Source organism: Microcoleus sp. S13_C3 (assembly GCF_036700905.1).
Taxonomy (GTDB): domain Bacteria; phylum Cyanobacteriota; class Cyanobacteriia; order Cyanobacteriales; family Microcoleaceae; genus Microcoleus.
Genome location: NZ_JAUBPT010000047.1, coordinates 24,345 through 49,435, shown reverse-complemented (window position 1 = coordinate 49,435; position 25,091 = coordinate 24,345). Strand labels below are relative to the sequence as shown.

The following is a 25,091-nucleotide window of genomic DNA, read 5'->3' as shown; positions in this document are numbered from 1 at the left end:
CTCCGGAGCTGTGTAAAACTCACTGTTTCTATACTATCCAATCCGGTGTCATCATTAAAAACCTACCCCTGAAAGGGCAACCACGGGGGGTTTGCCCCTACAAGAATTACACAAATGATTTAGGATTGCTATAGAACGAATCGACTACCTCGAAGCTATCATCGGCATTCGCAAAGGACTCGAAAGCTTCGATCGAGGTGAAGGAATCCCAGTCGAGAAAGCCATGACAGCGCTACAGCAGCAGTTCAACATTCCTCAGAGTCTATGAGTTCCTAGAAGTCAGTCACATTGACATTTTTGATTTTCGCCATTTTGCCCTAAATAGTAAAATACAGAAGTAAGCTAGGCAATTGCCAACCTCCCTCTTCTGCTTGAGAGTAGAATATATCTATGAAGTTTCAGTGGGACTCAAACAAAGCGATTAGTAATGCCAAAAAGCAGGGTGTGTCTTTTGAAGAAGCTGTCACTGTCTTCGGAGATCCACTGGCTATTACAATTTCTGACCCTAACCACTCTGTAGGTGAGTTCCGTCTTTTAACGATCGGTCAGTCAAATTAACAGCGCCTTTTTGTTGTGTCCCATACAGAACGAGAAGGTGAACTGCGTTTAATCAGCGCCCGTTTAGCCACCCGACAAGAGAGAAAAAGCTATGAGTCAGCAACCTGAAGTAACAATTAATGACGAGATGAGACCTGAATACGATTTTTCAGGTGGTGTCCGTGGCAAATACTATGAAGCCTATATGAAATCAAGTAATGTTGTGATTCTCGATCCAGACGTAGCAGAAATATTTCGAGACTCAGGTTCTGTCAATGAAGCGTTGCGATTGCTGGCAAAAATTGCCAAGTCTGTCACTGTCTAGGTAGCGTACACAGCACAATAAATCAGATCCGAAAGTTTCCAGGTTATCTGTGGTTGCATAGGTGGAAAGCAAGGGGTGGTGCGATCGCCCCTCACACCAAATACCAAACACTGCGATGATTCTACCGAGATCGATCGCCCTTCACACCAAATACCAAATCAATGTCTGCGGTACAATCAAGGTAAAACCCATGATTAATCTTTCAAAAATTAACACGAGCAACTGACTGCTGACTAACTAATGCCAAAACTTGCGAACTTGATATTCGCGACTTTCGGCGATCGCAATTTGCAAATCGCCCATTTTGGCATCCAGCTCATCTATGGTGCTTTGCGACACCGACTTCCACAACTCTCTAGTTTGCCAGCGAATCAGTATCACCACCTCATTTTGTACCGGATCTACCCAAGTTTCCTTGCCCAAAAAACCGGGTAAACTTCTCAATCCTGCCGTCCAAACTTCTTCATCTCGCTGAATAAATGCCTCCCACTTTTCGGGAGGTACTTGAAATTTTAGCCACTCGATTACCATATTATTTGCCTGTTATAAATCGCTCATTAATCGTTGCCGATCGCAATTTTAATTATCAACTCAGTTCCCTCTCCCGGACGCGAAACACAGTGCAACTTACCACCGTGCTTTTCTACTACTAAATGCTGGGATATTGCTAGACCCAAACCTGTGCTCGTATCTGGACATTTAGTGGTAAACAAAGGGTCAAAGATGCAGTCGAGGACTTCTTCAGTCATGCCAGGGCCGTTGTCACTAATGGCGATCGCAACTTCGTTTTCCCCTACCACGGAGGTGCGAATCCGAATTTCGGGATTGAATATTTCAGAGTTCGACCGGGCTGAAGCCAAGTAAGACTGATTTTGAATTTTACCATAATTTTCAGCATTTCTCCCCCCTTCTTCCAAAGCGTCGATCGCATTTGTCAACAAGTGCATGAACACTTGGTTTAAGTGTCCCGGATAGCAGTGAACTCGTGGCAAATCTCCGTACTCTTTAACTAGAGAAATCCCCGGCCGTCCCCCTTTAGCTTGCAGGCGATTTTGCAAGATCAGCAAAGTGCTGTCCAAACCTTCGTGGATATCAGCCGGCTTCATTTGGGCTTCGTCGGTACGCGAGAACAAGCGGAGCGATCGCACGACATCGCGAATCCTTTCCGAACCGACTTTCATGGAATTTAGCAGTTTTGGCAAGTCTTTTTTGATGAAGTCTAAGTCTAATTCTTCAATCAAATCTTGAATTTCCGGCACGGGATGGGGATAATACTTTTGGTAAAGGTCGATCGTTCGCAGCAGTTCTTGAATGTAGCCCGTGGCGTGGCTGACATTGCCGGAAATAAAACTAACTGGATTGTTAATTTCGTGCGCTATTCCTGCTACTAACTGCCCCAGGGATGACATCTTTTCTGTTTGAATCAGTTGAGTTTGAGTTTGCTGCAAAATTAACAGCGTCTGCTCTAATTTAGCCGCTTGTTGTCGCAGGCGTTCTTCTGATTCTTGCAAAGCTAAAAGAGACAGTTTGCTTTCTGTAATATCCAATCCCACAAATACTGCCGCCGTATTGTTCTGGTATTTTTGAGCCACTATTAGATAAGTTTTATTTTCTCCTCTGATGCTCGCTGTTACTTCTTGAGATGTCTTCTTTTTATGGCTGCCAAAGAAATCGTATACTAAATCGTTAAATTTAGGACTTGTATCTAAAAAACCTACTTTTTGACCTATAAATAGTTCGGACGGCATTTTATAAGCGCTAGCTAAATGTCGGTTTACTCCCAAGTAGCGCAAATCGGAACTTACCCAAGAAACTAATCCCGGCACGGCGTCCAAAACGGCTTGAAGTTGCTCTTTTGCCTGTACGAGCGCTGATTCTGCTGCGAGGCGAGCGGAAATGTCGCGGGCGATCGCACAGCGGTATTCGCACCCGCCGTATTCTAAATAATTGACTTTAACTTCTACGGAAAAACTGGCGCCGTCTTTGGTTTTATAACTGGTTTCAAAAGTGAGGTTGGTTTGCTGCTTGAGTTGAACCCAGTGTTCTCGCCAATCCGATGCTGGCAAATGCGAATCGATGTCGCTAACTCTCATGTTTAGCAGTTCCGATTCCGAGTAGCCGAAAAGATGGCAAGCGGCTTTGTTCGCGTAGCAAATTTGACCGTCTGAGGTACTAAAAAAGATTGTATCCGCTGCATTTTCGAGGGCAATTTGAGTTAGTTTTGGTATTGTTTCTAACTGCTTTCTTTTGACCTCGGACTGAAATTTATTATAGCAATTGGTTTGAGCGGGAGCCTCAGCTATCTTAGATGCAAACAAAATCAAACCGCCGATCGCACCTTCGCTATTTTTCCAAGGCTGAAATACCCATCTTACCGACTCGCTGACACAGCCGCTTGCGCTTTTTCCTGATACAGATGCGATCGATCGCCCTGCCACAAACTCGCTGTATTCCAAAACTCCCGTCAAACAAGCCTGGGCATTTTGCTCCCAATATTCCGGGAGATTCGGGAACAGTTCCCAATGAGATCGGCCGATGGCCTCGCCGTCGCCCAACCCCCAATCTGTTTCCCAGCGACGAGAAACCGACAGATAGCGCATTTCACAATCTACCATTGCCACGGCCTCGGCGGAGCGCTCCACAAACCGCCGAAATCGGTCTTTACTCTCGGACACGGCTGCCTCTGCGGGTTGTTGGGCCATCGGGAAAGTCCCGTCAACGTACCTTCCCAGTCCCTGACTTTTTTGCTGAACTGGCTTAGTTTGCACGGTTTGGGATTTCCTCCATAGCTGTCAAGTTTGAAAAATTCTGTTTGAGACCAAAAATGCTGTTTTCCCCTGATTTGCTCTCTCGGACGATACCCTTAGAGGGTATCACCCATCATTGATATCATTTTTGATGGGGATATGTCTATAGGCATTAGTGTCAATTTAAGACCAAAGCTAGTGCCCGGTTGCTGTTTGACGATTAGGCATATATCGCCCCGGCGCCCCCGGAATAGTCGGAGGGGACTGGAGTGCTCTCTTGTCTCCCGCGACTATTCCGGGGCGCAAGAGGGCAGCGAGACTAGGCAAAAAACGAGAGAGAAAAAGGGTTTTAGGCGATTGTTGACACCAATGGTCTATAGGTACTCAAACAAGTTTCCCCCAAACTTTGATATTTAGAGGATTTCCTGATGATTGTTCGGTATTTTAGACAAGTTCCCAAAAGAATGCAACTGTAGGCCCGTGCTCCAAAGCATGAACTTCATCAGTCCTTCCCAATTCTTTAATTGGAGATCCCACATCGAACATAGTATTAGATCGTGTAGCCAGTGCGATCGCCAGATAGCTTGAGAATGCAAGAGAGCGTTCAAACAAATTTGTGCGTAAATTCACTGGTAAAATCCACTCTCCCTTTCCGTAACATTGCAGGATCTAATCTTTCCGTCGTGTTGCAAGTCATCAAAACTACGAGTTTTTGCTGAAATTGAATGCCTTGATCGTCGATGACGCTTTGATACAAAGTGCCATCCAGCAAACTCAAAATATGTTCAGTTTTGTTAGTGCGTTGTGCTTCAGCAGTCGATCGATCTTGAGCCAAATTATCAGCCTCATTGATAATAATACAAATCCGCTCCAAATAACTCGGTGGCACAAAATTTTCCACAGCATCGTGGTCTAAGATAAAAATCACATAACCCAGCGGCACTAAAATTTCCTTTGCTACCGCTTGCGTCCAAGCAGTTTTGCCCGTCCCCGGTTCGCCACTAACCAAAACAGCCAACTGATTTTGATCCAAAATTGCCTGCTGAACTGTATCGGTAAAACTTTGAACCTCCGCAGAAAACGTGCGAATTGGGAACTGGCTGTGAACCTGTCCGACGCGGCTTTTGTACCCGCCCAGAATCACCGCTAAATTATAAGTTGCCTTCCTAACAAGCGGTGCAATATCTTGGCAAATCAGAGTGTAGCAGCGTCTTCCCCTGTCGTAGCTGTCAATTTGCAGCCAGCAGCCGAATCGAGCCCAAGAAGCATAAACAGTACCCAAAACTTCCAAGCGTTCCCAGCTAATAAATCGCTCCGGGGGATAAGAAAAATGTCTATCCATAAAAGACTGGGTAATCGCATCCGGTTTCCCTAGCAAATCCAGAACTTTGAAAACAGTAATCTCTTGGAGTTTGTTGAGCACGTAGTCGATGGGAATGCTAGCGCGGCTGACTAATTGCACCACCGGCGTTTCGGTAACTAAAACGTCTTTGTAGCGGTAATCCGGGTAAACTGGCTGCGGAGTAATGTAATCCCAAAATTCATCAATTTCGTAGCGAGTATTTTCCGAGAATACATTTAAAATATTTGCCCACCAAGTATATTGGTGTCGTCCCATTGCGTCGGCAATATCGCTAGCTGCACCTAAAGTTTTTTGAGCTAGTTCTAAGGGGTCGCTAGACGCTAAATGTGCCAGGTGTTCCCAATCAAATTGACGGTAAAAAGGTCGCCAACCAGAGCCTAGCAGACCTCTATTTTGAGAATTGCTTTGATGAAAATTGTTTTCGCGATCGCCCATATCTTCCGCACTCATTTTGCAAAACTCCTACTTCCTATTATTTTACATTTTTTCTGGTACACATTCTACAAAAAAAGTGAAATTTATCAACTTATTTTGAGATAAGCGGGCGGCACAAAATCTACCAACCAAACTTTGTTAGCCGAACAGTAAAATGTATGACCATCGCGTTGCATGGCTGCGGCATCTACAGTAAAGACTGTCGGGATGCCATGTCTTGCACCTACTTGGCGCGCCGTTTGGATATTCACCGACAAATGAACATGATGTCGCGACATTTTCCTAATTCCTTGGCTGAGAATAGACTCGACGGCAGTGCTACCTGTTCCGTGATATAAAATATCCGGGGGAACAGCGGGTTCTAACTGCAAGTCAACCTCTACGCTGTGTCCTTGGTTGGCACGAATTAGAGTGCCGGTGGAGTCAAATGAAAAGCGCTGCTTGTCGTTTTGCGCCACTACTTTTTTAAGTTCTGTAAGCTGAACAGGAAAGTTATTTTGTTGGCAGGCATCGAGGAGTTCGCTAACAGGAACCCAGCCACCGGGAGCGAGTTCGATGCCGATGCGCGAGGGCGCGTGACGCAGGTGTTTGCTGAGATATCGGCTGATTTTTACTAAGCGAGAATCGTTCATAATTCTACTTTATTTATTGAGCTTTTAAATCACCTTTTACAAAATGTCACGCGCGGGTTATATCGTTGATTTGATGCGGGTTTGTTGAATATGTTTGTACTACCAGATGGCGCTTGAGTGAACCCGCCTCTACAGGTTGGCACAAAATGATTCCCGGACGTAAAAAAGGGTCTGACGCGCGAATTATAGCGGTAAAGTCAGTCCTTAACTACCTACACAATTAGGTTCGGCGTCTGCGAATAAAAAAGTGTTGGGTCGGCGATTTTTCACGAGCTTTATATTTTGATAATCATCAAAAAATCGGCATTCTGCCGAATACCTTCTACCTTGGGATAACTCCGCCAAAAATAGCAAAGTTGAGATAGCGCCAGTGACATCCTACGTCGGCAAAACCAGCTTCTGCAAGCCACTTTGTCTGCTCTTCCACAGAGGAGGGAATATCTTCTTCTCGATATTTTTGAAACCAGGCTGCATCGTCTTCTCCGTTAGCTTTCATGTACTGCCGCCACAACTGTTCGTATTGCTCAGTCAGCCGGGGACTAGCACCTGTCACAATATCTCGAATTAGCAAGATTCCCCCTGGATTCATGGAGTGGAAAAGTTTGTGAAATAGCTGTTGTTTACCTGCGCTGTCGAGGTGGTGGACTGCCAAGCCTGAAACTACCAAATCGTAACCGCTGCCGAAATCATCTTCGGCAAAGTTTCCTTGCTGCAAGGTCAGCCTTTCTCGGAAAGTGGACAAGGTAGTTTGGCAAGTTTTCAGCATATTTTGGGCGATGTCAAAGGCTAGGACTTTTGCATGAGGAAATGCTTGCAGAATCACAGCCGACAGTATGCCAGTTCCCGCGCCTAAATCCAGAACTTTTATGTTACCATTAGTTTCAGAAGGGATTAACTGCAATATTACATCGTGTTGCTCGCCATAGCGCGGAATGAGGCGGGGAATTAAGCCGTCAATCGATTTTAGATTTTAGATTTTAGATTTTAGAGGCGACCCCACGGATAAATGCGGGGGCTCTTCTGATTTTCGATTTTCGATTTGGGATTGATTCCACTGATAAATCACGTGGCGGGTACCACCTTTGAAATTCTTGGTCATAATCAAAGGCTCTTTGTTCAAATTGCTCGCGTACAGCGTCTAAATTCACAGATAAATTCACAGACGATTTTCCTCAAATTTTTAATAGTTGAGTGCGTCTAGGCAGTTTGCCGATTCTATTCTCGGAAAGCATATTACATTTGATAATACAAAAAATATACAGACCTGTCAAGATGTTGAAGAAAATAATTTAAAAGAAGTTACGGACGATCGCCAGACAGGGACTTTGTGCGCCCCAACCCGCCCGTGATTGGGGAACTGTCTAGCCCTGCACATATATCTCCTTCAGTGGAGATGAGGCAGAATGCCATAGACGCGAAAGCCTGCCGAAGACGAGACTTTGTGCCAGATACTAGGAGTAATTGTGAGAAAAAAGTTGACGGTTATGATATCCGTTTCCAACAAGAATGCAACTGTCGGTGTGTGCTCCACACCATAAATTTCTCAGTGATTCCCCTTAGTAAAATATAAAAGATACCAAGATAAAAAGGAATGACCCAGCAGCCGATGATCGGCTATATCTGAAAAAATCAGTCCTCAGATTGACAAACTTTAGCCAACTATAAACAACAATTGAGTTGACTCCAGAGTGGATGTGGTGCCTGCCAATTTTTCAGGAAGATGAAGAGATACAAAATATTGCACCCGCCGGTGCGGGAAAGAAAATTGTGATAATGAATCAGGATGCGAGTAGATTAGGTGTCAGCCGTCAGGGGAAAATAGAAGCAATGGAAATCCAACAACGGAGTAAGGATAAGCCCGATCGCCAGCAACACAAAGCGCCCGATCGGCTCGGTCAATTTTCTACGCCAAAAGAACTAGATTCGTCGCTACAAGAATCTTTAGATTTTAAAGGAGCGATCGACCGATCGGCACTGGCGCTGAGGACTGACGCGCGAGGAATTATTAACTATGTCAGCGATCAACTTTGCTCCATATCCAACTATTCCCAGACCGAACTAATCGGCGGTCACTTTGGCATCCTCCATTCGGAATATAAATTTTCGGAAATAATCAAAAATCTGCTATCAACAGTTGCCAAAGGTGAAGTTTGGCAAGGAGACATTAAGAATAAAGCCAAGAATGGAAGTGATTATTGGGTGTACGCAGCAGTAGTTCCACTGTTGGACTGTAAGGGAAAACCCTGTCAGTATTTGGCGATCGGATTCGACATCACCGATCGCAAAGCCGTGGAAGCAGCCCAAGCCGAAGCCAACCGGGCAAAAGACGAATTTCTGGCGATCGCCTCCCACGAACTGCGATCGCCCCTGAGCGCGATTTTGGGATGGGCCCAGCTAGCTCGATCGCGCAATTTAAACGAAGCCACCACCAGCCGCGCTTTAGAAATCATCGAGCGCAACGCCAAATTACAAAACAGGCAAATAGACAATCTCCTCGACCTCTCGCGGCTGCTGCGAGGGAAAGTGTGCCTGAACCTCGGCCAAGTTCACCTCCCGTCTCTCATAGAATCTGCGATCGAGACCCTCCGTCCCGCCGCCGATGCCAAAAACCTCCGCGTAGAAAAACATTTCGACCCCGCCGTCAGCTACGTTTTGGCAGATGCAGAACGGTTGCAGCAAATAGTCTGGAACCTCCTGGCCAACGCCATCAAATTCACCCCAGAATCGACACCATACCCAGTTCAAGTGCGGATCGAGTCTACTGAGTCGGGCGTGTTGATTCGGGTCAGCGACAGCGGTTGCGGCATCGACCCCAAATTTCTGCCGCACATCTTTGACTACTTCCGCCCAGCAGACAGCTTCCAGAACAAGGAACAAAATCGGCTTGGACTCGGGCTCTCAATTGTCCGACAGTTGGTGGAACTGCACGGGGGAAGTGTTTGGGCTTCGAGTCCCGGCCTCGGTCAGGGCGCGACCTTTGGGGTGCTGCTACCGATTGCCAACAAAAATGCACCCGACGCTCGCACTGCTGCGATCGCCCAAAGGGAAAACAGACGCGGATCGGTTTCCAAACCCCTAGCGGGAAAGCAAGTCCTGGTGGTGGAAAGCAGCGCCGAGATCCGGCAATTTCTCAAAACTGGCCTCGAAGCATTTGGAGCCAAGGTAACAGCGGTTGGTAGCGCCTGCGAAGCGATGGCCGAGTTGCAACAGTCGCGACCCGACGTGTTGGTGAGCGATATGGCGGTGTCGGGAGCCGACGGCTGCGATTTAATCCGCCGCATCAGAGCAATGGAAATGTCCGAGCACAGGGAACTGCTACCGGCCGTGGCGCTGACGGGAGGCATTGAGGAAGAAGATTCGGCCGAAGCGCTGGAGGCCGGGTTTCAGAGGCATTTGTCGAAGCCGGTGGAAGCGAATCAGTTGGTGATCGCGATCGCCCAATTGGCTGGACTGACGGGGTTCGGCTCTGGAGAGTGGGGTTCGGGAAATGTCCGGGGGACCACACCCCTGGCCCCGCTGCCGGAACCTAACAGTTTTGACGACAAAAATCATCTGGAACAATTAACAAGTGACAGCAGAGAATTACCGCTGTTGCTGGTAGTAGAAGACAACAATTTTCTGCTGGCTTACCTCCAAACTTTATTAAGTCCTTACTATCGAGTCGCCGTGGCGATGGACGGGGTTGAAGGTTTAGAAAAAGCCAAAACTTTGCAGCCAAATTTGATTGTTAGTGACCAAATTATGCCCAGACAAAACGGGCTGGATTTGCTCAAGGAGATTCGGAACACGCCAGAATTGAAATCTACTCCGGTAATCTTTTTGACAGCCCGCTCGGGGATGGAATCTCGGATCGAAAGTTTGGATGCGGGTGCTGACGATTATATTTCAAAGCCTTTTGACGATAGGGAATTGCTCGCGAGGGTGAGAAATTTGTTGCGATCGCACTCAGCCGAACAGCAGTTGGCGGAGCTCAACCGTCAGTTGCAACAGCAGAAACAGCAGTTAGAAACAGTGAATCGAGCCTTGCAGTATTTGGCAAATTACGACAGTTTGACTGAGGTAAGAAACCGCCACTCTTTTAATGAATACCTTGATACGGAATGGCGGCGTTTGGCGAGGGAAGAAGCACCGCTGTCTTTAATTATGTGCGACATTGATTATTTCAAACTTTACAACGACACTTATGGGCACCAAGCGGGGGATGAATGTTTGCGGCAAGTGGCGACGGTGATCCAGCATTCGGTAAAGCGAGCGGCAGATTTAGTAGCGCGTTACGGTGGAGAAGAATTTGTAGTAGTTTTGCCGAATACCGATATTGAAGGTGCCACTTGCGTAGCTGAAATGATCGCACAACAGGTGCGGGGCTTGCACATAGCTCACGCTAAGTCTGCTGTCAGCGAATATGTAACGCTGAGTTTGGGTGTAGCTTGCTGCATTCCGGGGGCGAAGTCGCAGCCAGGGGAGCTAATTGCGATGGCCGATGAGTCGCTTTATCGGGCGAAAGAAGCAGGACGCGATCGGGTTTCGGTTGCCGCATTTCAAGGATAATATAATAGTTCAATCAAGTTGTATGGTGCGTCAGACATCGATCGTTTCGATTTAAACAGGTTTTTTTCATGTTACGCACCATACCAATGTGCTTGCAAAATTGTGCGAATTCAAATTGCTATAAAATAGTTAAAGGAGGTCGTGCCATGACAGCAACATTAGACAAACCAAAAGACCAGCGCCTAATTCACTCCTGGATTGATTGGCAACAATTCAAGCTAATCGAGCAGGGGTTTTCTGACTCCCCCGGCATCCGACTTTTTTATTTCAAAGGTGAGGTAGAAATCTTGGCAGTTTCGCAATAACATGAAGTCTTCAGCGGTGTCATCGCCCTGTTGCTGGGTACGTATTTTGTAGAAAAAGAAATCGATTTTACTCCCACAGGAAGCTTTACCCAGGAAAAAGAAGGAAAAGCATCCGCACAAGCAGACCAATCTTACTTAATTGGCAGAGCATCGGGAGGCATTGCAGACCTCTCGATCGAAGTTGTATTTACTAGCGGCAACGAGAGCAAGTTGAATCGCTACGAAGCCTTGGGAGTGCCCGAAGTTTGGTTTTGGGAGGATGGAGTATTTGGCCTGTATCATTTGCGATCGCACGGATATGAAAAAATTGACCAAAGCGAAGTTCTGCCCGGTTTAGACATCAACCTGCTGTCTCGGTGCTTGCTGATGGCTTCTAGGGTTGAAGGGGTTAAGGAGTTTCGGCGCGGGATTTCTGCAGTTTAGAGGAAAAGTTGACAAAAGCTTCTCATTTTCGTAACAAATTAAAATAATATTGCCATGTCAGAACAACAGCCAAATCCAGCAAAATTCAGCAGCTTTTCCGAATGGTGGTTGCACAAAGACAGCCTTTCAAAAGAAGCAAGACATACAGTTGAGGTGCTGTTAGAATGCACTGGCATTTCTTACATTATTGAGGAAGCGATAGCGATAGTGTCAAGTAAGAAGTATCTGGAGCTGTACGGCAATCAAATATCAGACATCACACCCCTGCAATCTCTGACTCATTTGACTGAGCTGGATCTCGACAGCAATCAAATATCAGACATCACACCCCTGCAATCTCTGACTAATTTGACTTGTCTGAATCTGCGCGACAATCAAAGATCAGACATCACACCCCTGCAATCTCTGACTAATTTGACTGAGCTGGATCTGGGCGACAATCAAATATCAGACATCACGCCTCTGCAATCTCTGACTAATTTGACTGAGCTGGATCTGGGCGACAATCAAATATCAGACATCACGCCTCTGCAATCTCTAACTAATTTGACTTGTCTGAATCTGGGCGACAATCAAATATCAGACATCACGCCTCTCCAATCTCTGACTAATTTGACTAAGCTGTATCTGTACAGCAATCAAATATCAGACATCACGCCTCTGCAATCTCTGACTAATTTGACTGAGCTGGATCTCGACAGCAATCAAATATCAGACATCACACCCCTGCAATCTCTGACTAATTTGATATATCTGAATGTAAACTTTATCGCTGAAAAGAAGGCTCTCATCGAAGCGTGTCGTCAAAAGTGGGGAACTCTCGCCAACTCTAGCAAACCCATCTCTCACCCTAAAGCCACAGCCGCCCTTAAAGCTGCCTACGAGGCCATCGGTTTACAAGCCCCTGAAATATTTTTTTGCAGCAGCCCCCAAGCAGGGTTAGCACAAAGACAAAGGCTGAAAATAGCGACGGAAACAGAGTTGAGAAAGCGAGTTGACAAACTGGTAAAAAATGCGCTGCACCCATTTCACTTAATAACAGAATTGCGGCAGGAACTTTCGGAATTAATTATATGGGAGGAACAGCTAAAACAACAATTGAATAAAGAATTATCCGGCTATGGGAACTACTTAAGGTTGATAGTTACTCCGAAATATGTGCTGGAGGCTCTCGCTCTTGCTGAATTCTGTCTTTCTGCATCGGGCATTGTACTCGAACCAGAGGCACAAAAAGCTTTTGAATGCCTGAAACAGATTTTAGTAGAATGTGGCTGGATTTTGACCTTTGAGAATGTTTGCTATGTGTGCTCGCGCCCAACCAAACTCTCCTTCGACAGCCAAAATCGCCTCCACGCAGAAGGCGAAAGCGCGATCGAATTTAGCGACGGTTACAAACTCTATTCCTACCACGGCGTCACCTTGCCCGAAAAATACGGACAAGTTCACCCTAGTCAATGGCAACCTACCTGGATTTTAGAAGAAGACAATGCCGAACTCAGGCGAGTGTTAATTCAGGGAATTGGTTATGCTAGAATTTGCCAAGAATTGCAAGCCACAGAATTAGATTGCTGGCAAGAATACACGCTGCTCAGAATTGATGCTGATATTGATGGCTTTGATCCTGATGATTTCAAGAGGGATGATGATGTTCCTGAAAAAGAGCCAATTTACTTGTTAAAAATGACTTGTCCGAGCACGGAATTCATTCACGCTTTGCGGGTTCCACCTGAGATGCAATCTGCAAGGGAAGCGATTCGCTGGGTGAATTGGGATGTCGATTATGAGGATTTTTCGGTGCAAACTTGAAGTTTTGGGCGATAATAGTCGGCGGTTAAAACCCCGATTCAAATTAACCGCAATATTTGTAGGGGCGGGTTCACCAACAATCTCCAACTCCCACCGACAATCTACATCAACCCGCCCCCACCCAGGCGACTGTTTCCGAGCGCACTTTTACCCTCAAACATAACGCCTGTCAGTGCAGCAAACAGTTATCGAATATAGTTTGTCGATCGCCCTTGACGCTCCTGTATTACTAATGTAGTATAAGAGAGTGGTAGAAAAGATCGATCGACACTACCAGTCTCGGACGCATCAACATCAAAGAAACCGGGTTTTTTATCGAGATTAAGGACTCTAATCGAGTATTTTTGTAAAAAACCCGGTTTCTGACCACCCGTGCGTCCAAGACTAATCAGCAAACAAAATTTAGAAAAAACCTATGCAACCCATCCGACAAGGCGACGTGATTCTCACCCCCGTACCGAAAATCGAAGGAGAAAAAAAACCTCACCTAACTCTCGCCGAAGGTGAAGTCACCGGACATTCTCACCAGATTATTGAGGGACAAGCTGAACTTTACGAAAAAGACGGCACTCTGTACTTGCGGGTGCTTTCACCGACAGCTTTATTGAGTCACGAAGAACACCATGCGATCGCAATTCCCGAAGGTAATTGGATGGTGCGAATTCAGCGGGAATATGAGCCACAAGGTTGGAGGTATGTCGCAGACTAAGGTTAAAAAACTAACGCCAGAACAAGCAGCTTTAATTCCTGTTTATCGGGAAAAATGGAGAGCGAGATCGCTTTCCACTGGCCCGATAAATCGCTCGCAAGCTGCGGAAACAGTTAAATCGGCTTACGCGATAATTGGCAAAAAATCACCGGAAGTAAAGGAACAGAATGCGGAAATTAGGCGAGTGTTAATTCAGGGAATTACTTACGATCGCATTTGTCAAGAACTAGCGGTGACAGAATTAGACAGTTGGCAGGAATACACTCTCTTAAGCATCGAGTTTGACGATGATTTTGATGGGGTGGGTAATGCAAAGCCAGTTTATTTGTTAAAAATGACTTGTCCGAGCACGGGACACATTCACGCTTTGCGAGTGCCGCCTGAGATAGAATCAGCTAAAGAAGCAATTCGCTGGGTAAATTGGGATATTGACCCAGAGGAGTTTTCCGTACAAACCTGAGTAATACAAATTTAAAAAAGTCTTGCTACAATCATCACTCTTATACCAATTGTTAAAAGTCACAGAACCCCGCGCCGGACTTAGGCTCAGCCGTTTCCCTAGCCGAGCATCTGTAGTTCACTCAACTGAAAACCTTTATATTGACAACAGCCTTAACCCATGAAACACCGATAAACGTTCCCGCAGTGTGCCAGTTCCCAGGGTGGAATGCACCAACCACCGATCGCCCAAAAACTGTTAATAACATGAAGAAGAAGCCCACCCTCGAATCGAAGGTGGGCTCAGTTCATGCCAGCTTACCGACAGCTAGGCAATCGGGTCTCTTCGCTGGTAGACGTAAAATATCGGAAAAAGATCCGAACGTCCGAAAAAACTTCTCGTCCACCATTAAGCTTCAGTTTACCCAACCGGATCGGGAAAATTGCGCCCGCAGCGATGTTCCCCTGACATCGGGGAACACTGGGGCTTAAACTTTTCAATAGACTTCTGCAAAAAAGCTCCTCTTGGGCCGGCAGGATGCCTAATCCCTACTCCGCACAAGAATTAAACTTGTTCGAGAAGTCTCATAATTCTCCTCTTTAACTTTGATTTCCCAACCGATTAGGCATCGTGATCGTGTGCAAAGCGACGGAACAGGAAATCTAGGGCGTAGTTCCGCAAATTGTAGTATTCCGGATCTTCCATCATTTGAACCCGATCGCGCGGACGCGGGAAAGGAATCTCCAAAACTTCACCGATTGTCGCCGACGGGCCGTTAGTCATCATCACCAGTCGATCGGCCAAAAACAGCGCTTCATCAATGTCGTGAGTAATCATCAACACCGTACAGCGGTGATCGTTCCAGATTTTCAGCAATTCTTCCTGCAATTCCTCCTTAGTAATTGCGTCCAGAGCACCAAAAGGTTCGTCTAAAATCAGCACTTTCGGGCGAATTGCCAAAGCGCGGGCGATCGAAACCCGCTGCTTCATCCCCCCGGAAATTTGCGGCGGTCTTTTCTCTGCAGCTTCAGTCAACCCCACCATCGCCAAATGCTCGTTGACGATCGCATTTTTTTCGACCTTCGACTTCTCAGGAAATACAGCATTAACCGCAAGGTAAACATTTTCAAACACCGTCCGCCAAGGCAGCAAAGCGTAACCCTGAAACACCACCATGCGATCGGGGCCCGGCTGCGTAATCCGCTGCCCGTTAATCGACACGGTGCCCTGGCTGGGATGGCTAAAACCCGACACCATATTTAACAGTGTTGATTTGCCGCAGCCGGAGTGTCCGATCAGAGTAATAAACTCTCCCTCCGCTACATTCAGATTGACGTTTTCTAAAGCCCTGTAACCGTTTGGATATACTTTATAAACATTGTCCATCACCAAGAAAGGTTGGCGGCGGCCTTTTCCGGGCTGGATTTGAGTTTTGGTGTTCGTCTGGTTTTTAGTGGTGTTGAGCATGATTTTGGAACTTGTTAGTGGGTTATTGGCAATTGCGAATAATGAAATTTTGAATGGTGAGTTGCGAGCCCGTGACTACTTAAATCCTCTATTTTTCTCGTTTGTATTGAAGTCTCGCTCCCCCTAAATCCCCCTGGTTGTTGGGCAGTAGGGGTTGACTTTGAACTCTCTTTTTCGCCTTTTTTTAGGGAGACTTTGAACTCTCTTGTTCCCCCCTTGTTAAGGGGGGTTAGGGGGGAGCTCCGGGTTTAAAAACACGCCCTAGAGGGAATCGAGTTGCTCATCGTCAGACGCAACTCTAAGCAGCTCTGCGGCCGGAATCGAGGATAACTTGGGCCATCGTGAAATCACGTTTGATTTCCAGATTGTTGAGATAGCTGATCGGATCGTCACCACTAAACACCGTGCCATCAAACAAGCGAAGAGAACCACGAGTATGAGTAATATCAGACATTCCCAACTCTCGCGCCGCCGTGCTGAACGGGCCAACCCGCACCACACGTTCCAAAATTTCCACCCAGTTGCGCGGGAACACAGTATCGCCCCAACGTGCCATCTGCACCATGTGCCACAACTGTTCAGTGCGGCTGGGATGGTTCACGGAGTCTCCGTAGAACAAGTGGTGGGCGTATTCCCGCATGGGAGTATCCAGGTTGCAAGCAGAAGAATTAGGATCGCCGAGTTGGATGTAACTCTTGTCCGTGGCGACATATTCCCTTCCCGCCACAATTTCCGAAACCTCTTCGGCGTGATTTGGATCGCCGCAGTATTGAGAAGCTTCCAGCAAAGCTTTGATCAGAGCAATATGAGTGTTGGGATAAGCATTTGCCCAGTCTTCTCGCACCCCCAAAATTTTGCCGGGGTGTCCGGGCCACAGTTCCAAATCTGTCGCTACCGTAAAGCCGACTCCTTCCATCGAGGCCCGCAAGTTCCAAGGTTCGCCGACGCAGAAACCGTCAATAGTGCCGCCCTGCAAGTCAACGATCATTTGAGCTGGAGGGATGTTTTTGAGCACAACATCATGGTCGGGGTCAATGCCACCGGAAGCTAGCCAGTAGCGCAGCAGCAGGTTGTGCATTGAAGAAGGGTGAACGATGCCCAGGCGGTGCGTTTGCGCGGGTGTTCTGCGGAGCATTTCTTTGAAATCTGCCAGATTGTAGATTCCTTGGTCGTAAAAGCGCCGTGCAAGGGTAATACCGTTGCCGTTGCGGCTCATGGTGAGGGCTGTAACGGTTGGTATTGGCTTGTTTTGGTGGCCTCCTAAGCTGAGCCACATCGCCATCCCAGAGGGCATTTGGGCTGCGTCTAAGTAACCTGCGGCGATGCCGTCTACGATGCCGCGCCAGCTTGTTTCCCGCACGAGGTGGACTTCATCGAGCCCGTGCTTGGCAAAAAAGCCTTTTTCTTTGGCGACAGCGAGGGGAGCACAGGCTGCCAGCGGAATAAAGCCGAGTTCGAGGTTGACTTTTTCCAGCCCGTGGCGGGCGATCGCGGGTACTTTCCGCGCCCGCAGTTTTTTCACCCGCTTCTGCTGGTTGAGGAAGTAAATCATTTCGCTACGTAGAGCGTAGTAGCTGGGGTGTGAGACGACTTCCATCCGTTTGCGGGGGCGGGGGATGTCTACTTCGAGAATACCGCCAATCTTCGATTCTGGGCCGTTGGTGAGCATGACAATGCGATCGCTCAGCAACACTGCCTCATCCACATCGTGCGTTACCATCAGGGCGCTGATTTCGTACTCTTGGCAAATTTCCATCAACTTTTCTTGCAAGTTGCCGCGAGTCAAAGCGTCCAAAGCGCCGAAGGGTTCGTCTAGAAGTAAGAGTTTGGGGCGCAGGGCCAGAGCACGGGCGATCGCCACGCGCTGTTTTTGTCCCCCTGATAGCAATGCAGGTTGTTTTTCGGCGTGGGGAGTTAAGCCCACCATGTCGATGTGTTTTTGAATGATTTCGAGGCGTTCGGCTTTGGGTAAGCCGCTCATTACCGAGTCTACGGCTAGGGTAATGTTTTCTCTGACCGTCCGCCAAGGTAGCAGGGAATAGTTTTGGAATACTACCATGCGATCGGGGCCGGGCTGGGTGATTCTTTGCCCCTCAATTGTCACCAATCCGGCTGTGGGCAAATCCAAACCTGCAACCATATTTAGCAGAGTAGATTTGCCACAGCCGGAGTGTCCAATTAAGGAGACAAATTCGCCTCTTTTAATTTCCAGATCGATGCCTTTGAGAGCAATGTATGTCCCCCCATCTGAGAGATTAAAGACTTTTTCTAGTTGTTCTACTGCAATCAAAACAGACATGATTTTCTTGCCTTTTTTTTAGGTTTGTTGTTTCGCTAGATATTGATTGTTGACTGCTGACGGTTGACTGTTCGCTGTTCGATGTGGACTTTTCGCTGTTGATATATAACAGCTAATACTTAATACATTTCTGGATGCATAGAACTGGTCTTTAAACTAACCCAAATATTTTGTTGAATCCCTCAACAATAGTTTAAAAAACTGGTTTCTGAGCCTCTGAGTTCGTAATTCCTGTAAGAGTCAACCGTCAACCGTCAACCGTTAACCCATCGAATTAGCTACTTTCCTTGAGAAGGAGCAATCTTTTGCTGTAACCAAGCCATCATGCGATCGAGCAGCAAACCAACAGCCCCGATGTAGACTACAGCTAACAAAATTTCGCTGATGTAGTTTTGCTGGTAGGCGTTCCAAATAAAGAAGCCGATACCTGTAATCCCGGACATCACAATTTCCGCAGCGATAATTGCCAGCCAAGCCAAACCGATCGCAATTCTCAATCCTGTGAAGATGTAAGGAAGTGCCGACGGAAACAAGATATTGAGGTAATACTCTTTCCGAGAAAGTTGCAGCACTTTCGCAACGTTGTTGTAATCGTCGGGAATTTGGCGGACACCTTCAGCCGTGTTGATTAAAATCGGCCAAACTGAAGTGATAAAAATTACGAACAAAGCAGCAGGTTCGTTTTGTTGCAGTGCAGCCAGGGCAATGGGCACCCAAGCCAAAGGGGCCACCATCCGCAAAAACTGGAAAATCGGATCTAAAGCCTTGTTCAAGAAGGGATTTGTACCTACCACAACCCCCATGCCAATTCCCACAGCAGCGGCGAGAGTGTAGCCTTTTGCCACCCGTTCCAAACTAGCCAAAGTCTGCCAAAATAAGCCGACTCCGTAGGTTTTGGAGTTCATAAAAGGATACATCAATAAGATCCGCGTCCGTTCATCAGTCCAAACGCTAGTCGGCCCCGGCAACTTAATAATTCCCGTGCTTGACAGGAATTGCCAAACCAACAGAAATCCAATTAATCCCAAGATAGGGGGCAATATATTTTGAGAATTCTTCTTCCAAAATTCGCCCAAAGCTCCTTGGACATCGACTCCGCCTCTCCGACTTGTACTTACAGCCATCCTGCTTATCTCCTCTGTTTCTGCGGTGTTTTCTTTCGAGACTAAATTTTTGAGGCTAAATTATGGGAAGCTTTTACCCATCACACTTTTTTAATCGCCAAACTGCTCAGATAAGCTTCGGGCTGATCCGGGTTGAATTCTTTGCCATCAAAGAACTTCTCAATACCGCGAGACGTACTTTTCGGAATATCAGCATCAGCAACTCCGGCTAATTTTGCTGCGTTCTTCCAGATATCTTCGCGGTTGACTTTATCAATGAGTGCTTTTTGGTCGGCCAAGGTTTTTGTCGGCAGGAAACCCCAGCGAACGCTTTCGGTTAAGAACCACAAATCGTGGCTCTTGTAGGGATAGGAAACGTTACCGATGTCGTCTTTCCAGTACAGCGTACTCATTTTGAAGTCGTTGATATCTGGCTGGGCGTCGCCCATAACATACTTGCCTTCATAGGGAGTTATCAAAACTGTCGGATCTACGTCAAAGAAGTTTTTGCCGGAAACAATCGCGACCAATTCGGCACGATTTTCTGGTTTGTCGCACCACTGCTGTGCTTCAATCAGTCCTGCTAGCAAAGCTTCTGTGGCTTTCGGGTGTTTGTCTACCCAGTCGCTGCGAATTGCTAGATATTCCTCTGGGTGATCTTTCCAGATTTGGGCGGTGAGGGCGGACAAGAAGCCGATCTTTTCTTTGACAATCCGCAGCGGCCAGGGGTCGCCGGTGCTGAAAGCGTCCATGCTTCCGGTTTTCATGTTGGCGACAGTTTGGGCGGCCGGTACTGTTAGCAGTTCGACATCTGCGTCGGGATTGATGCCGTTACCTGCCAGCCAGTACCGAATCCACAAGTCTTGGTTAGCTTTGGGAAAAGTGTAGGCTGCTTTGAAGGGCGTGCCTGCTTGTTTTAGGCCTTTGATGTAGTCTTGGGCCGCTTGATCTAGTTTAAGTCCGAGCCCTTTGCCTTGGTGTTTGGCCGCGATCGCAATTCCATTTCCCTGAGTGTTCAACTGGGCTAGAACATACATCGGGATTTGGGCGCTGTTTTTGGTAATCAGGCCTTTACTAATTTGATAAGGCATCGGCATTTGCCACTGGCCGCCGTCAATGCCGCCGCCGGCAGAGCCGATTTCTACGTTATCTCTGGCAGAACCCCAGTTGGCTTGCTTAGCAATCGTGACTTCGGTCATGCCGTATTTGGCAAAAAAGCCTTTTTCTTGAGCAATGATTAAAGGTGCTGCTTCGACGATCGGGATGTATCCCAATGCGATTTTAGTGCTTTCAATTCCTTCTACTCTTTTCTCGTTGGCAACAGCAACTGCTGAGGTTGCCACCGGCACTGCCCCGCCACCAGCAGCGGCCCCACCGCCAGCACTAGCACCCGGTTCGGGAGGATTTCCCAAACACCCTTTGAGCAGTATTGAACTGACTGCAGATGCACCTGCTGTAACGATAAATTTACGCCGAGAAAATTGCTCTGAAAATTTTGTCATAGTCTAGCCTCGCTGCAATTCATAATCTTCTGTAACGACATCACTGAAGTTTCTCAAGGCGCTTTTTTTCTGTTCGCTAATAAAATTTAGCGAACTGTTTTGAGCGCTGGTTGGCAGGAGGGAGCAAAAGATTTATCGCTAGCATAATTCTTTAAACTATCCCTGCTGATTTGACTTTTTTGATTATCGATATTTCGAGCGGCCGAGTTCTGTGAGCTGGCAAAAAGCGAGTAGCACAGTTTCTGGGCTTGATAATTAAGTTTACCGTACTCTTGCACCAATTATAAAACAATTATTAAATTCATTTGATAAGTAAATCTTTTGGGATCGCGCTATCGATAACGAACCGTTGGGAAGGGCGATCGGGTTGGGTTATCCAAACTGCTTCAAACCAAGACTTGCTGGGTAAGGGTTGTAGCGAAGGGCGATCGGGCAGCATTCACATCGATTGTCAATAAGTGGCAAACATCTGAGCGATCGTACATTTACTTTATTAATATATGTCTACTTTTTTTTAGGACTTACGCATGGGGGCCCAGAAACCGGGTTTTTTTACGAAAAGACCCATTGCAGCCCGCAGATTCGGTAAAAAACCCGGTTTCTTTGTCGGAGTGCGTAAGTCCTGTTGAAGTTAATGGTTAATTGTAGTCTACGATACAGACATAATTTTTGTTTAGTGAATAAGAGGGCAATTTACTTTTGGTTTTAATGATATAGCAACCGCTAAGACGGTTAGGATATCGGTGGGTAAGACGCGATTAGCTTTTCATTATTATGAATCTCACAAAAGGTGCAGCAATAAGACTAACAATTCTCTGTGTTTTTCTCGTAATAGGTGGTGCTTATTCATGGCAAATCATGTTAACTCCGGCTTCTTTAGAACAAGCTGAAAGACAATCTAAATTATTAGAGGAAATCTATGTAAAGGGCAATTATATTGAAGCATTTATCTGGTTGTGCTTTGCTGTTGGTTTCGCTCTTGATGCCGTGAATACATCAGGAAAAACCCGAATTCATCGCCTGATTACTACCCTAATTTTTTTATTTTTTGGTGGCTCAGATATTGTCGAAGTACAAACGGGCGCGTGGTGGAGTCCTTGGTGGTTATTTGTTTGGAAAGTTTCTTGCGGTTTATCTATGATGCTCTTATTTTGGGTTTATTTACGCGATCGCACCCTTTCTAATAAACCATAAATTGTCTGGTCGGTAAGAGGGGGCGGGTTTACGGGATGCTGAGTTTTAAACATAGATGGTTGGTAAAACCCGCCCCTACGAGTGATCTAAAACCGAGCAACCGGGTTTCTTCAAGAAACCCGGTTTCTGAAATCCAGGTACTGTTAGTTGGGCGGATCGAATCGGTTGACCGACAGAGCAACACCGATCATGGGTAGCGCTACACCAAAGCAAATCAGCCACTGATCCAGATTCATCGGAGCCGTCTCAAATATGCGATTGACAAACGGGGAGTTAGCAAAGATAATCTGCAAAATTATCGCCAGGACAATTCCCACACCCAGGGCGGGAGCGCCGCTAACTTCTTCCTTAGAACCGCTAAACTTAGCAATCAAAGAAGGCAACAACTGGCTGAGACTCAACAGGTAAAAAATTCTCCCCATTACCAAAGCTTGAATCGCCATCGTGCGGGCCAGTTCCAAGGTTCCCCAAGGAGCTTGGCGTACCCATTCAAACATTCCGAAAATCAGAGTCCAGTTGTAAAGAGAAATAGCGATGATCCGCTTGATCCGATTTCCGGTGAGGAAAGGTTCGTTTACCGGTCGGGGCTGCTGTTTCATCACTCCCGCTGACTTGGGCTCGAAAGCCAGGGGCACAGTCATGGTGATCGAGTTGAGCATATTCAGCCAGAGAATTTGTAGCGACAAAATCGGCAATTCTCGACCGAGGAGCGTGCTGAGCAAAATTGTCATCGATTCTCCGCCGTTGACTGGGAGAATGAAGCTGATTGCTTTGAGCAGATTTTTGTAAACCGATCGCCCTTCTTCTACAGCAGATTCGATCGATGCAAAGTTATCATCGGTAAGAATCATGTCGGCGGCTTCCTTAGAAACCTCAGTACCGCTGCCCATCGCAATACCGATATCCGCTTGTTTCAGCGCCGGCGCGTCGTTAACGCCGTCTCCCGTCATCGCCACGATTTCCCCTTGAAGTTGCAAAGCTTCTACGAGGCGGAGTTTTTGTTCTGGGGCGACGCGGGCAAAAACTGAGCCGGCTTCTACGGCTTCGCCGAGTTCAGTCTTGCTCATTTCCGCGAGTTGAGCACCTGTGTAGGCTACAAGTTCCCTGTGATGCTTGGTTTTGCGGAATCCCATGCGGCGGGCGATCGCCTTGGCTGTAGCGATGTGGTCGCCGGTAATCATTTTGACTTGGATGCCGGCGGTTTGACAAGCTTGGACGGCTGCGATCGCTTCTGCCCGCGGCGGGTCAATCATGCCTTGGAGTCCCAAGAAAACCAGCCCTGACTCCAAATCCGAGTGATCGACGGAATTTTGGCTTTGCGGTACTGGCTTTTTCGCTAAAGCCAAGACGCGCAAGCCTTGCTTTGCCATTTCATCGACTTGGTGGTGGATTTGTTCGCGATCGACTTCTACCGGATTTCCTTGGGTGTCGAGACTGGAACCGCAGCGGCCGAGAATTGATTCTACGGAACCTTTGACGTACAAAATTTTGCCAGTGGGAGTTCGGTGCAGCGTCGCCATGTATTGAAACTGAGATTCAAAGGGAATTGAATCCAGCCGCTGCATTGACTTGGACAAAATTTGCTGGCTCAAATCGGCTTTTTTGCCCGCAGCAATTAACGCTCCTTCTGTCGGATCTCCGACGACAATCCAATTATCGTCTTTGAATTCCAACTGAGAGTCGTTGCAAAGGAGTCCAGCTTGCAAACATTCTTGCAAAGTTGGAGCTTGGCTGACAGTAATTGGCAGTTGGTTGAGTTGAATTTCACCTTCGGGGCTGTATCCCGTACCCGTAACCGAGTAGGATTCGCCGCCAGAATAGATTTCTTGCACCGTCATTTGGTTTTCCGTCAAAGTTCCGGTTTTGTCGGAACAGATGACTGTAGCGCCGCCGAGGGTTTCCACTGCGGGCAATTTGCGGACGATCGCGTGGCGATTTGCCATCCGGGAAACGCCTACGGCTAGGGTGACGGTGATGACGGCGGGTAAGCCTTCGGGAATTGCGCCGACAATCAGGGCGACAGCGGGTTCGACTGCTTCTTTAAAGGCTGAAACTCCCGCAGGGACTGGCCGCCCCAATCTGACGGCGAAGGTCAAGGTCGCCATTCCCAACACGAATAACAGCCAGTTTTGACTAAATTGGTTGAATTTGCGGGTTAAGGGGGTGGTGAGGTCGATGTGGCGATCTAATAGTTGGGAGATTTTGCCGGTTTCGGTTTTATTGGCGATCGCAATTACGATGCCGCTAGCTTGGCCAAAAGTGACAAAACTGCCGGCATAGGCCATGTTATCCCGTTCTGCTAGTGGCGTTTCTTGTGGCAGAACCAAGTCTCCCGATTGTCCTAATTCTTTTTCGACAGCAACAGATTCCCCGGTGAGTCCCGATTCGTCGATTTGCAAGTCGCGCACTTTCACTAAGCGCAAGTCTGCCGGTACTTTGTCGCCGGAAGTCAGGGTTACTAAGTCCCCGACAACGAGTTCTTTGGAGGGAATTCTTAATTTTTTGCCGCCCCGAATGACTGTGGCTTCTGTTGTGACAGCTTGGGCTAAGGCTTCAATTTTTTTCTCGGCTCCAGCTTCTTGGATGAAACTAATAGTAGCGTTGGTGGTTGTTACGCCCCAAATTACGCTAGCGTTTAGCCATTCTCCGATCAGTGCTTTGATTAAACCCGCACTCAGCAAGATGATCAGGAGGGGTTGGTTAAATTGCAGGATAAATTTTAACCAGGCTGGTTTCCCTGCTTTAACCGTTAGTTCGTTGGGCCCGAATTTCTGTTGGCGATGGTTGGCTTCTGTCGGTTCTAAACCGCTTTCCAGGTTGGTTTCTAAGATTGTTGCAACCTTGGATATTTCTAGGTAGTGCCAATATTGCTCTGCTACGTCTACATCGTTGGCGGATCTTGATGGCATGATTCTTCCTGAATATTTGGGGTGTCTGACGAGCTTTGATCGCTCCTTAATAGGCACGCTCAATACAACTTATCGCTCGTTGGAGCGTGAATATATTGAGCGGCCTAATTGTTTGTTGATAGCTTGAACGGGCTGTGACTTACATCTATATTACAACGGATGTGGTCGTTTGTGGCAAAAGATTTGGGGAATTTTTTCCGGCGCTACATCTTGTTTGGGACTTGGTGGCTAAGATGGGGAAAAGTCGATCGAATCCCTTGACATTTTGCCAATTTTAGGTGTGGTTGAAGAAAGGCACGACACGGAAGTCACGGATACACGGATTCGTTATTGAGCAGGAGGAGTTGT

General features: G+C 47.2%; 20 protein-coding genes and 1 pseudogene. 10 read left to right on the top strand and 11 right to left on the bottom strand.

The genetic code is table 11. The features are described from left to right. Positions 1-390 precede the first annotated feature (390 nt). Together QUA16_RS15130 and QUA16_RS15125 are read left to right on the top strand one after the other, a co-directional pair. Positions 391-558, top strand: coding sequence for a BrnT family toxin (locus QUA16_RS15130; protein WP_333104097.1), 168 nt, complete (start codon positions 391-393; stop codon positions 556-558). A 91-nt stretch (positions 559-649) separates the two neighbouring features. Further along, positions 650-862, top strand: coding sequence for a hypothetical protein (locus QUA16_RS15125; RefSeq protein ID WP_333104096.1), 213 nt, complete (start codon positions 650-652; stop codon positions 860-862). A gap of 237 nt (positions 863-1,099) precedes the next feature. Here the strand turns inward: QUA16_RS15125 and QUA16_RS15120 are convergent, their stop codons facing one another. From QUA16_RS15120 to QUA16_RS15095, 6 genes are all read right to left on the bottom strand, one after another. Next, positions 1,100-1,393 carry a TIGR03792 family protein gene (locus tag QUA16_RS15120; RefSeq protein ID WP_333104095.1) on the bottom strand — a complete coding sequence of 98 codons (294 nt, stop codon included), beginning with the start codon at positions 1,391-1,393 and terminating at the stop codon, positions 1,100-1,102. 26 nt (positions 1,394-1,419) lie between these two features. Continuing rightward, complete coding sequence (locus tag QUA16_RS15115; RefSeq protein ID WP_333104094.1) at positions 1,420-3,630, bottom strand: PAS domain S-box protein; 2,211 nt, start codon at positions 3,628-3,630, stop codon at positions 1,420-1,422. A 423-nt stretch (positions 3,631-4,053) separates the two neighbouring features. Then, positions 4,054-4,239 carry a hypothetical protein gene (locus QUA16_RS15110; RefSeq protein WP_333104092.1) on the bottom strand — a complete coding sequence of 62 codons (186 nt, stop codon included), beginning with the start codon at positions 4,237-4,239 and terminating at the stop codon, positions 4,054-4,056. Beyond that, positions 4,214-5,422: an AAA family ATPase gene (locus tag QUA16_RS15105; RefSeq protein WP_333104090.1), complete on the bottom strand. Its 1,209-nt coding sequence runs from the start codon at positions 5,420-5,422 to the stop codon at positions 4,214-4,216. The genes QUA16_RS15110 and QUA16_RS15105 overlap by 26 nt, the downstream gene beginning before the upstream one ends. A 71-nt stretch (positions 5,423-5,493) precedes the next feature. Further along, entirely contained in the window at positions 5,494-6,039 is a 546-nt protein-coding gene (locus QUA16_RS15100) for an RNA 2'-phosphotransferase (protein WP_333104089.1), read from the bottom strand. A gap of 322 nt (positions 6,040-6,361) precedes the next feature. Continuing rightward, complete coding sequence (locus QUA16_RS15095) at positions 6,362-6,940, bottom strand: class I SAM-dependent methyltransferase (RefSeq protein WP_333104087.1); 579 nt, start codon at positions 6,938-6,940, stop codon at positions 6,362-6,364. A gap of 776 nt (positions 6,941-7,716) precedes the next feature. Here QUA16_RS15095 and QUA16_RS15090 point away from each other — a divergent pair. From QUA16_RS15090 to QUA16_RS15060, 7 genes and pseudogenes are all read left to right on the top strand, one after another. Next, a complete protein-coding gene (locus tag QUA16_RS15090; RefSeq protein ID WP_333181200.1) occupies positions 7,717-10,587 on the top strand; it encodes a diguanylate cyclase in 2,871 nt (956 codons plus the stop codon). A gap of 146 nt (positions 10,588-10,733) precedes the next feature. Beyond that, on the top strand, positions 10,734-10,892 hold the full coding sequence (locus QUA16_RS15085) for a hypothetical protein (protein WP_333104085.1): 159 nt from the start codon (positions 10,734-10,736) through the stop codon (positions 10,890-10,892). Between the two features lie 30 nt (positions 10,893-10,922). Further along, positions 10,923-11,315, top strand: a complete 393-nt coding sequence (locus QUA16_RS15080; RefSeq protein WP_333104084.1) for a hypothetical protein — start codon at positions 10,923-10,925, stop codon at positions 11,313-11,315. A gap of 54 nt (positions 11,316-11,369) precedes the next feature. Further along, the gene (locus QUA16_RS15075) at positions 11,370-13,121 is read left to right on the top strand and encodes a leucine-rich repeat domain-containing protein (RefSeq protein ID WP_333104083.1); all 1,752 of its coding nucleotides are present in this window, start codon (positions 11,370-11,372) and stop codon (positions 13,119-13,121) included. Between the two features lie 415 nt (positions 13,122-13,536). Next, positions 13,537-13,830: a hypothetical protein gene (locus tag QUA16_RS15070; protein ID WP_006632553.1), complete on the top strand. Its 294-nt coding sequence runs from the start codon at positions 13,537-13,539 to the stop codon at positions 13,828-13,830. Between the two features lie 136 nt (positions 13,831-13,966). Beyond that, positions 13,967-14,290: pseudogene (locus QUA16_RS15065) on the top strand (DUF6745 domain-containing protein); the annotation flags it as partial. 140 nt (positions 14,291-14,430) lie between these two features. Continuing rightward, positions 14,431-14,760 carry a hypothetical protein gene (locus QUA16_RS15060; protein ID WP_333104082.1) on the top strand — a complete coding sequence of 110 codons (330 nt, stop codon included), beginning with the start codon at positions 14,431-14,433 and terminating at the stop codon, positions 14,758-14,760. Positions 14,761-14,890: 130 nt separating this feature from the next. Here the strand turns inward: QUA16_RS15060 and QUA16_RS15055 are convergent, their stop codons facing one another. The 4 genes from QUA16_RS15055 to QUA16_RS15040 form a co-directional block, all read right to left on the bottom strand. Then, positions 14,891-15,736 (bottom strand): nitrate ABC transporter ATP-binding protein, encoded by an 846-nt coding sequence (locus QUA16_RS15055; protein ID WP_333104081.1) that lies wholly within the window; start codon positions 15,734-15,736, stop codon positions 14,891-14,893. Between the two features lie 298 nt (positions 15,737-16,034). After that, positions 16,035-18,035 carry a nitrate ABC transporter ATP-binding protein gene (locus QUA16_RS15050; protein WP_333104079.1) on the bottom strand — a complete coding sequence of 667 codons (2,001 nt, stop codon included), beginning with the start codon at positions 18,033-18,035 and terminating at the stop codon, positions 16,035-16,037. Between the two features lie 278 nt (positions 18,036-18,313). After that, on the bottom strand, positions 18,314-19,159 hold the full coding sequence (gene ntrB / locus QUA16_RS15045; RefSeq protein ID WP_333104077.1) for a nitrate ABC transporter permease: 846 nt from the start codon (positions 19,157-19,159) through the stop codon (positions 18,314-18,316). A gap of 80 nt (positions 19,160-19,239) precedes the next feature. Further along, on the bottom strand, positions 19,240-20,640 hold the full coding sequence (locus QUA16_RS15040) for a CmpA/NrtA family ABC transporter substrate-binding protein (protein ID WP_333104075.1): 1,401 nt from the start codon (positions 20,638-20,640) through the stop codon (positions 19,240-19,242). Between the two features lie 774 nt (positions 20,641-21,414). On the opposite strand from QUA16_RS15040, the gene QUA16_RS15035 reads away from it, so the two are divergent. Beyond that, positions 21,415-21,834, top strand: coding sequence for a hypothetical protein (locus QUA16_RS15035; protein ID WP_333104073.1), 420 nt, complete (start codon positions 21,415-21,417; stop codon positions 21,832-21,834). Between the two features lie 143 nt (positions 21,835-21,977). On the opposite strand, the gene QUA16_RS15030 is transcribed toward QUA16_RS15035, so the two are convergent. Continuing rightward, a complete protein-coding gene (locus tag QUA16_RS15030; RefSeq protein WP_333104071.1) occupies positions 21,978-24,743 on the bottom strand; it encodes an HAD-IC family P-type ATPase in 2,766 nt (921 codons plus the stop codon). Positions 24,744-25,091 lie beyond the last annotated feature (348 nt).